This window comes from Streptomyces sp. CNT360, from assembly GCF_000424785.1.
In genome coordinates this window covers 79744-93036 of record NZ_AUKO01000013.1, presented here as the reverse complement: position 1 = coordinate 93036, position 13293 = coordinate 79744, and the positions used below count along the sequence as shown (strand labels likewise).

Below are 13293 nucleotides of genomic sequence, written 5' to 3'. Positions count from 1 at the left end.
TGCTCACTCTCCGTTCTTGTCGTTGTCGGACGAGGGGTCCGGGGAGGCGGACACATCGGGGTCGGGGTACTCGTCGGGCGGCAGCGAGCCGCCGATCCCCTCGAACCGGGGGAAGAGGGACCGGACGCTGACCACGTACTGCTGAGCCTCACCGGTGGCGGGGACGGCCTTGGCCTCCTGGACGGCGTCCAGCCCCACGCCGTACGCCGCAAGCGTCAGATCGAGGACGCCCTCGTCCTCCGGGGCCTCACCGCTGTCGACGATCGGCTTGACCTTCTCGGCGAGCGCGCACATGTAGCGGCCCTGGGCCATGATCGAGTCCTCGGGGTCGGTCGCCGAGGTCTCGTCGTTGTCGTCCTCGTCCTCGCCGTACTCCTCGAACACGTCCGGCGGCAACTGCGAGATGCCCTTCTCGCCGTTCGGCCCCAGCATGTCCTTGTTGAAGGACGACTCGTGCTCGATCTGCGCCGCGATGACGACGGGACCGATGACGTCGCAGACCCCGCCGGCCTTCTCGATGACGTCCGCCAGGTCCTCGGGGACTGTTTCCTCGTCGAGGTCCCCTTTCCCGTCGCCCTTCACCGACTCGGCGACCTCGTCGCTGTCGACGTCCGCGGCCGGATCGTCGTGCCCTCCGCCACCGCCGCCGAACAACAGGATGAGGGCGATGATCGGCGCGAAGAGGACACCGAGACCGCCGAAGATGATCAGCACGACGACGAGGCCGGCCGCCACCACAGGCAGCGTCAGACATCCGCAGCCGAGGCTCGCGAGGCCGACCGCGACAGCCTTCCCGGACGACGACGTCCCTTCGCCCTCACTCATGCATGCCCCCCTCCGCCCTTCCCTCTCGCAACCACCGCGGCCCGCGCGCCCACGAACTGACCGGAACGGTGAACCACTTCCGCCGACGTCCCGTTGTGGCTCTCCGACGGAGCACAACGCGCTCGACAACCGGAACGGGCGCGAGGACGAATCAGTTCAATCCGTCTTCACATCAGCCCCACCGGCCCAGTCCGTCAGACCGGACAGGACCGGCCACAGGACCACGGCGGCACAGGGGCGCACCGAGTCGAGGGAAGGAGGCTGGACACGCGATGAGCGTCCCCTCACCGGCGTCCGCCGGCCCGCACATGTGGGTACGCGGGCCCACCTCACCGCGGCCCGCCGAGGAGGCCACCGACCGTGCCGCGACGGCCGAGCCGTCGCCCGGTACGGGCGCGGAGCCGCAGGGCACCGCGGAGCCGGCCTCCGCATCCCCCGGTGCCGGGGACCCGACGGCGCCCCCGGCCGCCCCGGCTGCCGGGCAGGGAGCCACCGCTGCGACGCCGCAACCGGCACCCGCCACCCCGACGGGAACCGTGCCCGGCCAGGCCGCGACGGCTGCCCCTGCGCCAGCGCACCCCGGTGCGGGAGCGCCCGTGCAGCAGCCCGCAGTGGCGCAGCCGGTGCAACCGCAGGCGGCGACACCGCCGGTGCAGCAACCTGCCGTGACAGCGGAAATGGGACAGCAGGGCCTCGTGACGCCGGTCCAGCAACACGCTGCGGCAGCGCCGACGGAGCAGCGGGCTGTCGCAACCCCGGGCCACCAGCAGGCCGTTGCACCGCCCGGGGCGGAACAGCAGGCGGTGCCCCAACCGGTACAGCAGCAGGCTGCGGCACCCCCGCGGCAACAGGAGGCCGCGGCAACGCCCACGCAGCAGGCCGCACCGCCCTCGGTGCAGCAGCCCGCGGTAACAGTTCCGGTGCAACAGCAGACTGCCGCCGCACCGGTGCAGCAGTCCCCACAGGCGCCGGTGCAGCAACAGGCCCTCACGGACCCGGTGCAGCAGCAGGCCACCGCGCCGCCGATACAGCAACAGGCTGCGGCAGCGCCGGAACAGCAGGCTGTCGCAACACCGGGCCAACAGCAGTCCGCTCAAGCGCCGGTGCAGCAGCAGGCCCTCACGGACCCGGTGCAGCAGCAGGCCGCCGCGCCGCCGATACAGCAACAGGCTGCGGCAGCGCCGGAACAGCAGGCTGTCGCAACGCCGGAGCAGCAACAGGCTGTCGCAGCCCCGGTGCAGCAGCCCCCGGTGGCGGTGCCGCAGCAACAGCAGCCCGCAGCGGTGCCGGTGCAGCAGCAGTCCGTGACGGCGCCCGTGCAACATCCCGCGGCGCAGCCCGTGAACCAGGCCGCGCCGACGGCGCCGCTGCCTCGCGTCCCGGCCGCGCCGGTCGCGCAACAGCCCGCCGTGGCCCAGCCCGTGGAAGAGGTTGCTCCGACGGCGCCGCTGCCGCGGGTCCCGGCCGCGCCGTCGCCGGGTCCCCTCGGCGCGGAGGGCGCCGAACGCGGACGCGGCCCGGCGCCCGGCGGTGGCCTGGTGAGCTGGGTCGGTGCGCACGGCGGTGCAGGCGTGAGCACCCTCGCCGAGGCGGTGGGCGGCAGGGACCTGGGACGTCACTGGCCCGACCCCGCGCAGGGCGAGCCCGGCCAGGTGCTGCTGGTGGCGCGTACCCACGCGACGGGGCTGCGTGCGGCGTCCCGTGCGCTGGAGGCCCTGCACACCGGACAGCACCCGGCAGGGGTGGAACTGCTCGCCGTGGTGCTCGTGGCCGATGCGCCCGGGCGGCTGCCCCTCCACTTGTTGCAGCGGGTCCGCGTCCTGCGGTCGGTCGCAGAAGTGCACCGGGTCCCCTGGATCCCCGCATGGCGCGGGGAGAAACGCACCGGCGCACTGCCCAAGGCCGTCCGCTCCCTCGCCGCACTGGCGGAGAGCCCGATCCACCGCCCCGGAAGGCGGGAGGGGAAGAGATGAACGTACTGAGTGCCGCACTCCAGCCGGCACCGTTGGCTGAACTGACGCACCTGGCCGCCGTCTCGCCTGGAAAGGCGGACGCGGTGGAGAACGCGCAGAAGATCCTCAGTTGGCTGGCCTGGGGTGCCTCGGCGGCCGGCGTGCTCGGCCTCATCATCGTGGGCACCCAGTTGACCCTCCAGTTGCGCCGCGGGGACATGGGCGAGGGCGCAACGTACTTCCGAGGCCTCTTCATCGTGCTGGTGGCTTCGGTCCTCGCCACCGCCGCGGCCCCGCTCGTGCAGTGGTTCGGGCCGTTCACCACCTGAAACCCGCCGGCTGACGCCCGGCGCGATCCCTGTCCTCGGACAACGACACGAAGGAAGATCCATGAAGGCATCGATGGTCTATTACTACCTGGCCGGCGCGGGCGTCCCCCAGCCGGAGAGGAAGGTTCCCGGCGGGCTCGGGCCGAAGGTCAATCAGATGCTCGGTATGGCGGCGTGGGTAGGCACCGCCGCCGGTGTGCTGGGCATCGTGATCACCGGGGCGATGATGGGACTCAGCCTCAAGCGCGGTGAAAGCTCCGAACACATGAGCCGGCTCGGCATGGTGCTGGCGGGATGCTGCCTCATCGCCGCCGCGGGCCCCTTCGCGAGCTGGATCTTCGGGGGCGGCGGCGAGGGCGAGGGAAACTGACCGATGCTTGGCGGCAAGCGGAAGGACGTGCAGGACGACACGCCCTTCTACCGACAACGTAGTTGGGTCTCCTCGGCCGTGTTCCTGGGAGCCGCGCTGGTCATCTCACTCCTCTCGCTCGCCATGGGGGGTGGCGACGGCCAGGCCGACGCCACTCCCCCCGCCAAGAACGCCTCGCGAGGACCGCTGTCCACGGACGACGGCAAGAACGGCGGCCTGAAGGCGGGGGAACGGCCGAAGGGTTGTCGTACCGAGGAGGACAAGGACGCCTCCCGGCCGACCTCCGCACCGAAGGACGTGGCGTGGAAGAGCCTGGGCGGCGTCCACCTGCCCACCTCGCCGTCGGCCGGGCCCACCCGGTACAGCGGACCGGTGTGGTGGTGCTACGCCCACAACCCCATGGGCGCCGTCATGGCGGCGCACAGCATCCTCTCGCACATGAGCACCCCCGACTGGCGCACGGTCGCGGAGCAGCAGATCGTCGCCGGGGAGGGACGCGACACCTTCATCTCCCAGCGGTCCCGGCTCGGGCAGTCGGACCTGACGACGGACGATGCAGGGGTCTACTCGGGGTTCTTCGTCGGTTCCTACACGAAGGAGAAGGTGCAGGTGCGTCTGCTCATCAAGGGCACCGGCGGAGGGCTGGGGGCGACCTCGGTCGCCATGCGGTGGAGCGGCGGCGACTGGAAGGTGGAGCCGCAGTCGAACGGGGCTCTGTTCACCTCGTCGGACTCGAGCGTGAACAGCGGCGGCTTCATCAGGTGGGGGGCGGCCTGACATGTCCAGTGCATCCGATATCTGCAGCGGTTCCGGAAATCCGCTCCTCGACGCCCTTGTGGGGTTCTTCAAGTTCCTGGGAGACCCCGTCGGAACCATCATGCGAGGCATCGGAGACCTCGTCATGGACGCGGCTCTCAGGGCTTTCAAGGCGCTGACGAGCAACATCCCCTCCTTCGTGCCGACCGCCTCGAACCCGGTGCAGAGTCAGTTGAACTGGCTCGTCGTCTACACGGCCATCGGCTCGCTCCTCTTCGCCTGCATCAGAATGGCGGCGGAGCGACAGGCGGAACCGGGGCAGACCGCACTGAAAGGCATGGTGCGGCTCATCGTGGTGGCCGGCGGCGGGACGGCGATCATCGGCGCCGCAGCCGCCGTCGGGGACGGTTTCGCCTCCCACCTGTACTCGGAGGCCATCGACGACCACATCCAGAAGTCGATGTGCGGTTCCTCGGACGACATCCCGTCCTTCCTGTACGTGATCCTCGCGTTCCTCATGCTCATCGCCGCGATCATCCACGGCATCCTGCTGTACGTCCGACTCGCCGTGATGATCGTGCTGTTCGGAACCCTGCCGATCGCCGCCGCGGCCTCCATGAGCAACTGGGGCGGCGGCTGGTGGCGCAAGCACATCGGCTGGATGATCGCCTGGCTGCTCTACAAACCGGCGGCCGCGCTGATCATCTACGCGGGCACGGAACTGCTCAGCGGCAACGTACCGGTGGACCGGCCCAGCGAGTCCGGCGCCGACGAGACGGTCCACACGAAGATCGCCGGCATCTGCGTGATGCTGCTGTCGGCCATCGCCATGCCCGCGCTGCTGAAGCTGATCGTGCCCGCGACGGCCGCGCTGGGCGGTGGCAGCTCCTACACCGGGGCGGTCACGGCCGCCGGGGGCGGCATCGCCTCCGGGGCGAAGTCCATCGTCGGCGCCGGGCTCTCCAGCAAGGGCGGTGAGGGATCCGGGGGCCGGTCCGGTCCTTCCGGGTCCTCGGGCGGCGGCGGACAGTCCGGGGCCGGAGGCCGGGCCGGCCCCGCGGGCAGAGCCTCGCCTGCTGCGATGGCCGGGGCCGCCTCCGGCGGAGGCGGCGGCGGTGGCGACGGAGGCGGCCCCTCCGGAAGCCGCAACGGCCGCGGGGGCGGCGGCTCGGGCGGCGGCAGCGGGGGCTCAGGCGGCTCCGGTGGCGGCGGCAGGGGCGCCGGCGGCGGCCCGAGCGGTGCCGTACGGGGCGCGGGCGCAGCCGCGGGACCGGTCGCCGTCGCGGCGGGGGCCGCGGAGGCGGTCAAGGGCGTCGCCAAGGGCGCCAAGGACCTCACCACCGGCGCGGTGAACGACGCCAACGGGGACCACGGCCACAACCAGTAGGTCCCGCCCGGGGTGCGGGCCGCCGGTCCGGAGCGCACCGGCGGCCCGCACCCCACCAGCAACCGGGGGTCTTCTCCCCTCCCCGGGACACGGACCCAGGGACACGGAAGGAAGCAACGCATGTCAACCCACGCCGCGTCGAGCCCGACGTACGGGAACTGGCGCCGGCCCAGAAGGCCGGGGCTCGGCCCCTTCGGCATGATCGGTACCGCCGGCCTCTTCGGGGGGCTCATCGTCACGCTGCTGGCCTCCCTGGCCTCACTGGCGGCCGCGGCGGTCGTGCTGGTGCCGCTGGCCATCGTGATCGTCCCGCTGGTCCTCCGGACCCAGGACGGGCGCAACGCCTACCAGCTGATCGCCCTGCGGATCGGCTGGATGCGCCGCAAGTCGAAGGGGTCGACCACCTACGTCTCCGGGCCGCTGTCGCGGCGTTCGGCCGGGCGCTTCCAACCTCCGGGCCTGCTGGGCCGGATGCAGATGCGGGAGGGCAGGGACGCCTACGACCGCGACTTCGGCGTGCTCTTCCACCGCAGCCGCAACTTCTACACCATCGTCCTGGCCTGCGAACCGGACGGCGGTTCCCTCGTCGACCCCGACCAGGTGGACAACTGGGTGGCCGCATGGGGCGGCTGGCTGTCCCGGCTGTCCCACGAGACGGGTCTGCGCGGCGCCTCCGTCATCGTCGAGACGGCGCCCGACTCCGGCACCCGGCTCGCGAACGAGGTGCTGCCCCGCCTGGCCCCCGACGCCCCGCCCGCCGCCCGCGCGGTGATGGAGGAGGTCGTCGAGCGGTACCCGCAGGCCTCCTCCGAGATGCACACCTACATCACCCTCACCTACGGCGTCCCGGCCGGTCAGAAGGTCAAGCCCGACGACCTGATCACCGACATCGCCACCCGTATCCCGGGGCTGCTGTCGGGGCTGGTCGGGGCGGGCGGCGGCGTCGCCTACCCGCTGTCGGCCGAGCGCATCGCCGAGGTCGTCCGCGTGGCCTACGATCCCGCCGTCGCGGGCGAAGTCCTCGACATCCGTGCCCAGCACGGCGGTACCGGGCTGGAGTGGGACGACGCCGGCCCCGCCGCCTGCGTCGAGGACGTCACCTCCTACCAGCACGACTCGGGCGTGTCCCGCACCTGGATGCTCACCCTCGCACCGCGCGGCACGGTACGCGCCAACGTACTGCGCGGACTGCTGGAGCCCTCCCCCATCACCCGCCGCAAGCGGGTGGCGCTCCTGTACCGGCCCATCGATCCCGCCACCTCGGCGCGCATCGTGGAGGCCGACCGGCGCGCGGCCCAGTTCATGGCCACTTCCGGGAGGGGCATGGTCCAGGCGCGGGCAGCCACCGAGATGCGGGCGGCCGAGCAGACGGCCCAGGAGGAGGCGACCGGAGCGGGCCTGGTGGAGTTCTCCCTCATGCTCACCGTCACCGTCGACCACGAGGACCAACTGGCGGACGCCAGCGCGGCCATGCGGAACCTCCAGGGAGCCGCACGGCTGGCGATGCGTCCGGCCGACCGGATGCAGGCAGCGGCCTTCAGCTGCACCCTTCCCACCGGCATCCTGCCGTGGGAGCTCACTCTTGTTCCGCGCGACCTGCGGGAGGCGCTGTGAGTCCGCGAGCGGGAAACCAGCGCCCCGGAGCCGCGCTCGACGCGGCCGGCAGGGGCGGCAAGGGCAGCAAGGGCGGCAGGAACCGGGCGCAGCCGAAGGCACCCCGGGAACGCATGCCGCCGTCGCGCGGCTGGCCGGGCCCCGGCGGCGGGCAGGTCGGCGGCATGGACCCGCCCAGCATGTGGCGGGCCACCACGGTGCAGGCGTGCGGACTGTGGCCGTTCGCGGCCGGCTCCGGCGCGCCGATGTCCGGCGTCCCGCTGGGGCAGCACCTGCACACCGGAGCGACGGTGTGCGGCGATCCGCTCTCCTGGTTCACCCGGGCCCGCTACATCTCCAACCCGTCCCTGTTCATGCTGGGAATGCCGGGGCTGGGCAAGTCCACGCTGGTCAACCGGATGCTGATCGGCCTGTCCGCGACCGGGGTGGTGCCGCTGGTGCTGGGCGACCTCAAGCCGGACTACGCGGACACCGTGCGGGCGCTGGGCGGCCAGGTGATCTCCATCGGCCGGGGCACCGGCGGCATCAACCTGCTGGACCCGGGGGCGATGGGCGCGGTCGCCGCCCGGATCGGCGGCAAGGCCGGGCAGGCGCTGATGGCCGAGGCACACGGACGCGTGCTGAACATGGTCGCGGCTCTGATCACCATCGTGCGCGGCCGGCCGATGGACGACCACGAACAGGCCGTGCTGTCCGGCGTGCTGCACCACTTGCGGGAGCGGACACCGCCCGGCAAGGCACCGGTGCTGCCGGACGTGCTGAGGGTGCTGGACGAGGGTCCGGACCGGGTCCGTGCCGTGACGCTCGACCGGGGCGACGAGGGCCGGTACCGCGACGCGGTCGACCCGCTGCACCGCTCGCTGCTGGGCATCCTCGACGGCCCGCTCGGCGACACCTTCGCCTCGGAGACCTCGACCCGCGTGGACCTGCACGCGCCCGCCGTGTGCATCGACATCTCGCGGATCGGGGAGGCCGACACCCAGCTGACCGCCGCGGCCATGCTGGCGGCCTGGTCCGACGGGCTCGGCTCGGTTGCCGCGTCCCACGCCCTAGCCGACGCGGGACTCACCCCGCGGCGCTGGTTCTTCACCGTGCTCGACGAGTTGTGGCGGCCGCTGCGCGCCGCCACGGGAATCGTCGACCGCATCGACGCGCTCACCCGCCTCAACCGGACGCTCGGGCTGGGCGACGCCAAGATCACGCACACGCTCAAGGACGCGGAGTCCCTGGGCACGGAAGCCGACAAGGCCAAGGCGCGCGGCTTCGTCGAGCGCGCGGGCATGGTGGTGTGCGCGGGCCTGCCGCGGGCCGAGATGGAGGAGCTCGGCAAGATCGTCGGGCTGTCCCAGCGGGAGATCGAACTGGTCTCCTCCTGGTCCTCGCCACCGGGCTGGGCCGTGACCGGGGACGCGGAGGAACCGCCCGGGCGCGGCCGGTTCCTGATCAAGGTGGGCGGTCGGCCCGGCCTCCCCATCAGGGTCAGCATCACGGACACCGAACGGCGGCTGCACGACACCAACGTCCGCTGGGTGCAGAACGATGTCGCCGCGGATCAGACGCCCGGTGCGGACGCGGGCGCCGGAACCGGTGTCGAGGCGATGCCGACCGCCCAAGGCATGCCGGCCCACGCCACGTCGGCTGCGCAAGCCGTGCCGGCTGCCGAAGCGGTCGAAGCGGTGCCCGACCCCGCGGCGGCGCCTCCCGCCGGTCCCCCGGCCGGCGGTCCCGGCGCGGACAGGAGGATCGCGTGAGCGCCAAGGGCGGTGGAATGCACGGCAACGAGCTGTGGCCCTGGGCCATCGTGGCCGTGATGGTGCTGGCCCTGATGACGTCCGGCGGCGTCTGGCTCGGCGGGACCCTGGGCGCCGCGCTGCTGAGCGGCGCCGGCTGGCACCCCCCGTCGTTCGGCATCACGCTGCTCGCGACGCTGCTCACGTCCGGCCCGGCACGGCTGTGGCCGGACGCGTCACCGCTTGCGGTGTGGGCCGGCATCCTCACGGTCTTCGGCGCGTTCGTCGTCCTGCTGATCCTCGTCGTACGGAAGATCCTGCGCGGAACCGCTGCCGGTGGCAAGACGAAGGGGCTGGCAGGGCGGCGGGAGTTGGCCGCCATGTGCCCCGCGGGCATCACGGCGCGCGCCCGCGAGCTGCGGCCCTCCCTCAAGGGAGTCGCCAACCTGCACCCCGACGAGACCGGCAACCTCCTGGGCGACCTGGAGCCGAACGGGCCGGAGCTGCGCTCCTCCTTCGAGGACGTGGAGCTCGACCTGATGGCCCCGCGGGCCGGCAAGTCCACCGGCATCGCCGTCCCCCGGGTGCTGCGGGCCCGCGGCGCGGTGCTGCTGACCTCCAACAAGTCCGACGTCTACGCCGTCACCCGGGCCGCGCGCGAGCAGACCGGAGTGGTGTGGACGTTCGACCCGCAGGGCATCGCGCACACCCCGCGCCGCATGTGGTGGAACATGCTGGCCGACTGCGACAGCATCGAGGGCGCCCGCCGGCTGGCCGGACACTTCGTCGCCTCCGTCAACGACGACGCCTCGAAGAAGGACTTCTGGATCTCGGCGGCGCAGAACACCATCACGGCGCTGTTCCTCGCCGCGGCACGGGGCGGCGCCTCGGTCACCGAACTCCTCGGCTGGCTCGCCGACCCCGCCGACCGCACCCCGGTCGACCTGCTGCGGGACGCCGACATGGTCGCCATGGCCGACCAGCTCCAGGGCACGGTGCGGGGCGCGGTCGAGACCCGCGACGGCATCTACGAGACCGCCCGGCAGTGCGTGGCCTGCCTGCTGGACCCGGAGATCGCCGCCTGGGTCACGCCCGACCCCTCCCTGCCCGAGTTCCGGCCGCACGACCACGTCCTCGGCCGCGACACCCTCTACCTGCTCTCCAAGGACGGCGGCGGCTCCGCGGCCGGCGTCATCGCCGGTCTCGCCGACGCGACACTGCGCGCGGGTGTGATCGCCGCCGAGCGTATGGGCGGGCGGCTCGACCCCCCGATGACCGCCGTACTGGACGAGGCCGCCAACGTCTGCCGCATCTCCGACCTGCCCGACCTCTACAGCCATCTCGGCTCCCGCGGGATCAACGTCGTCACCCTGCTGCAGAGCTACCGGCAGGGGGCGCGGGTGTGGGGCGAGGCCGGGATGGACGCCCTGTGGAGCGCCGCCACCGTCAAGCTGCTCGGCGCGGGGCTCGACGACGCGGACTTCGTCGACAAGGTCTCCAAGCTCGTCGGGCAGCAGGACGTGAAGACCGCCTCGTTCTCCAAGAGCCGGGACGGCGGGTCCCGTTCGGTCTCCTACCGGCTGGACCCGATCCTGCCGCCGGACAAGATTCGCGCGCTGCCCAAGGGCACGGCGCTGCTGCTGGCCACCGGTGTCCGGCCGGCACTCATCCGGCTCCGCCCCTGGTTCAAGGAGCCCGACGCGGCTGCCGTCTCGGCCGCGGCCAAGGCGGAGACGGAGGCGATCACCGAACGGGCAGCACGGGCGTGGGCCGGTGCCGCACCGGCCCCCGACAACGTGGTCCAGCTCCACAAGGAGCAGGCGCCACCGGCCTCCGGCGCGTATGTGGAGCAGGCGCCACCGGCCTCCGGCGCGTACGCGGAACAGGCGCCGCTCGCTCCCGGTCCGTACGCGGAACAAGCGCCGCCGCCCCCCGGATCGTACGTGGAACAGGCTCCCCCGGCACCCGGCCCGTACCCGGAGCAGGCACAACCTGCCCCGTTGCTGTACACGGAGCAGGCGCCACCGGCCCCGGCCCCCTTCCCGTGGCCGGAGGCCCGTTAGCCGTACCGCTCCGAAGAGGGGCCGACGCAACCGTCATCGGCCGGTCGCGTCGGCCCCCTTGCGGCGCTGAGCTCCCTAGCAGCCGTGCCCTTCTGCCCTCCCTGTCGGCCCGCGCTTCCTGCCGCCCATGCGGTCCCTGCGGCTGGGGCGCCCGGTGGCACGCGAGCGGCAGGACGGGCAACGGGACGACGGGACAACGGGGTTCGGTCGGCGGCATGCGGGCGGCCCGCACAACGTCGATGCGTGCTCCGCGACATGCAGGTCGGCACAGCGACGAGGGCCCGTCGGCACGCGAGCGGGCGGCTCAGCGGCGGGAGGCTCCGGCGGCATGCGGGTGTCCGGAGCGGGCGCGGGTGAGGCTGCGCAGGAGCCATTCGGCGGGGCCGTACCGCCTGCGGCGCAGCAGTCGGGCGCTGAGCGCGAGCTGCACCGCGTACAGGACCAGACAACCGGCCACTACCGCGGCCGTGCCGACACGGCCGTACCGGGCGAGGCCGTAGCCGGTGAACACCAGCGCCAGTGCCAGCGACTGTGCCAGGTAGTTGGTGAGGGTCGTCCGCCCGGCCGGTGCCAGCGCCGCGCCGACCCGCCTGCCGGACCGCGTACGCAGCCACAGCACCAGACCAGCGGCGTAGGCGGCGGTCAGCGCCGGTGCGGTGAGCGCCCCCGCGGCGACACCGATACCCGCCCAGCGCGGCTCCACCGGACCTTCGGTGCACGCCGCCATGGCCACGCTCCCGGCCAGGCCGATGGGCAGGCCCCAGGCGACGCACCGCCGCAACTGGACACGGTACCGGGCCGGTTCGGCGAGCACTCCGCGCTTGCCCGCGGCCAGGCCGGTGAGGAAGGCCGCCAGCATGTGCGGCGCGTACAGCACATCGGCGGCCAGCCGGGCACGCCACTCATGAAGGTTGGCGTGCACGACGGAGGCCACGGAGCCCCGGTGGGCCGCCAGGGCCTCCCCCACGACCGGCGGGCTGTCCTGCGGTGCGGAGGCCGCCCAGACGAGCAGCCCCCGCGCCAGCAGCAGCACACTCAGCGCCACCACCAGCCCGGCGCCGATCAGCAGCGCCGTGCGCGGCGCCATGTTCCGCGCGGCGAACAGGAAGAGCCCCAACACCGCGTACGTCGTCAAGATGTCGCCCGGGAACAGCAGTACCGCGTGCGCGAGCCCGATGCACCACAGACCCAGCAGGCGCCGCAGGTGCCGGCCTGCGAACCCGGCCCCTGCGTGCTGTGCCGAACGCATCTGCAGGGTGAAGCTGTAGCCGAACAGGAAGGAGAAGAGCAGGTAGAACTTGGTGCTCACCAGGGCCGTCAGGAGCCAGGCGACCACCATGTCCGGCACCGACGTGTGCAGCCCGCCACCGTCGTAGGGGCCCGCCATGCTGCGGGCGTTGGCCAGCAGGATGCCCAGCAGCGCGAAGCCCCGCAGGGTGTCGATGTCCCGGATCCGCGCCGGGGCCCACCCCGCACCGGCCCCGGCCGCCGTGCCGGGCCTCTCACTCACGGACATGCGGCCCCTGTCTCCCCACAGTTGCTCGTGCCCCGACGGCTGTCCGGCGCACGCACTTCGACGGCCACCACGGAGGGCCGGGGCCAGTAGTTCATCTTTTTCGGGCACGGGGACATGACAGGACGTACCGATCATGAACCGTGCGGTGACGCTTCCCGTAGTTGCTGGACGACTCCCACTCCGCGGGAGCTGTTCAGCCACGATGGACAGCCTGGAGGCCTGCATGCCGAGAATCCCCGGCGAATACGTGTCCGAATCAGAGCGCAGCAGTCACTCGGGCAGCGAGCCACGCCGCAACTCCCCCACCGGGTCGCACAGCAGCAGCGGCAGTTCCGTCTACGAGGACGCCGTCGAGCGCATCGCACAACTCCCCCCTACTCCTCCGTCGCGCCCGTCCAGTCGGGAACGCGAGGAGCGTTCACCTGTCTCCAGCCGGAGCAGCCTGCCGGAGCACGAGCCGATGTACACCTCCGACACCGACAGTTGGCACTACCGGATGGGATCCACCCTCTTCACCGCCGTACCCGACAGGGCGCGGCGGACGTGGGGGTGGGCGGTGGAGAACCGGGACAACATCGTCGCCTCCGTCACGGGGGCTTCCACCTCCATCATCCAAGGGGCGAGCATCCTGGCGGCCGGTCCGAGCCAACTCCCCCAGACTCCGGCCCAGGCGGGTTACGGAAGCGGCGTCGCCCTGGCAGCGTTGGTAGGGGCGAACGAAGTGGCGCGGGAGCTGATGCGACGGAACAAC

The 13293-nt window shown here is 72.6% G+C and carries 10 protein-coding genes; 8 read left to right on the top strand and 2 right to left on the bottom strand.

The annotated features are described in order from the left end of the window. Positions 1-3: 3 nt before the first annotated feature. On the bottom strand, positions 4-825 hold the full coding sequence (locus H297_RS36485) for a lytic transglycosylase domain-containing protein (protein ID WP_051351856.1): 822 nt from the start codon (positions 823-825) through the stop codon (positions 4-6). A 920-nt stretch (positions 826-1745) separates the two neighbouring features. Here H297_RS36485 and H297_RS44250 point away from each other — a divergent pair. From H297_RS44250 to H297_RS36465, 8 genes are all read left to right on the top strand, one after another. Continuing rightward, positions 1746-2798 (top strand): DUF6668 family protein, encoded by a 1053-nt coding sequence (locus H297_RS44250; protein WP_486589526.1) that lies wholly within the window; start codon positions 1746-1748, stop codon positions 2796-2798. After that, positions 2795-3106 carry a hypothetical protein gene (locus tag H297_RS36475; RefSeq protein WP_486589525.1) on the top strand — a complete coding sequence of 104 codons (312 nt, stop codon included), beginning with the start codon at positions 2795-2797 and terminating at the stop codon, positions 3104-3106. Before H297_RS44250 ends, H297_RS36475 begins: the two co-directional genes overlap by 4 nt. Before the next feature lie 61 nt (positions 3107-3167). Continuing rightward, positions 3168-3476: a hypothetical protein gene (locus H297_RS0114900; RefSeq protein WP_027737702.1), complete on the top strand. Its 309-nt coding sequence runs from the start codon at positions 3168-3170 to the stop codon at positions 3474-3476. 3 nt (positions 3477-3479) lie between these two features. Continuing rightward, positions 3480-4253: a DUF8175 domain-containg protein gene (locus tag H297_RS0114895; protein ID WP_027737701.1), complete on the top strand. Its 774-nt coding sequence runs from the start codon at positions 3480-3482 to the stop codon at positions 4251-4253. A gap of 100 nt (positions 4254-4353) precedes the next feature. Further along, positions 4354-5619 carry a TrbL/VirB6 family protein gene (locus tag H297_RS0114890; RefSeq protein ID WP_486589524.1) on the top strand — a complete coding sequence of 422 codons (1266 nt, stop codon included), beginning with the start codon at positions 4354-4356 and terminating at the stop codon, positions 5617-5619. A gap of 120 nt (positions 5620-5739) precedes the next feature. Next, a complete protein-coding gene (locus tag H297_RS0114885; RefSeq protein WP_027737699.1) occupies positions 5740-7233 on the top strand; it encodes an SCO6880 family protein in 1494 nt (497 codons plus the stop codon). Positions 7234-7346: 113 nt separating this feature from the next. Continuing rightward, positions 7347-8984: an ATP/GTP-binding protein gene (locus H297_RS36470; protein WP_486589531.1), complete on the top strand. Its 1638-nt coding sequence runs from the start codon at positions 7347-7349 to the stop codon at positions 8982-8984. Beyond that, a complete protein-coding gene (locus H297_RS36465; RefSeq protein ID WP_486589523.1) occupies positions 8981-11026 on the top strand; it encodes a type IV secretory system conjugative DNA transfer family protein in 2046 nt (681 codons plus the stop codon). The genes H297_RS36470 and H297_RS36465 overlap by 4 nt, the downstream gene beginning before the upstream one ends. 304 nt (positions 11027-11330) lie before the next feature. Here the strand turns inward: H297_RS36465 and H297_RS36460 are convergent, their stop codons facing one another. Further along, a complete protein-coding gene (locus tag H297_RS36460; protein ID WP_051351855.1) occupies positions 11331-12542 on the bottom strand; it encodes a DUF418 domain-containing protein in 1212 nt (403 codons plus the stop codon). Between the last annotated feature and the right edge of the window lie 751 nt (positions 12543-13293).

Coding starts and splice junctions, on each gene's coding strand:
- H297_RS36485 (WP_051351856.1), bottom strand. CDS start 825: ATGAGTGAGGGCGAAGGGACGTCGTCGTCCGGGAAGGCTGTCGCGGTC.
- H297_RS36475 (WP_486589525.1), top strand. CDS start 2,795: ATGAACGTACTGAGTGCCGCACTCCAGCCGGCACCGTTGGCTGAACTG.
- H297_RS0114900 (WP_027737702.1), top strand. CDS start 3,168: ATGAAGGCATCGATGGTCTATTACTACCTGGCCGGCGCGGGCGTCCCC.
- H297_RS0114895 (WP_027737701.1), top strand. CDS start 3,480: ATGCTTGGCGGCAAGCGGAAGGACGTGCAGGACGACACGCCCTTCTAC.
- H297_RS0114890 (WP_486589524.1), top strand. CDS start 4,354: ATGCGAGGCATCGGAGACCTCGTCATGGACGCGGCTCTCAGGGCTTTC.
- H297_RS0114885 (WP_027737699.1), top strand. CDS start 5,740: ATGTCAACCCACGCCGCGTCGAGCCCGACGTACGGGAACTGGCGCCGG.
- H297_RS36470 (WP_486589531.1), top strand. CDS start 7,347: ATGCCGCCGTCGCGCGGCTGGCCGGGCCCCGGCGGCGGGCAGGTCGGC.
- H297_RS36460 (WP_051351855.1), bottom strand. CDS start 12,542: ATGTCCGTGAGTGAGAGGCCCGGCACGGCGGCCGGGGCCGGTGCGGGG.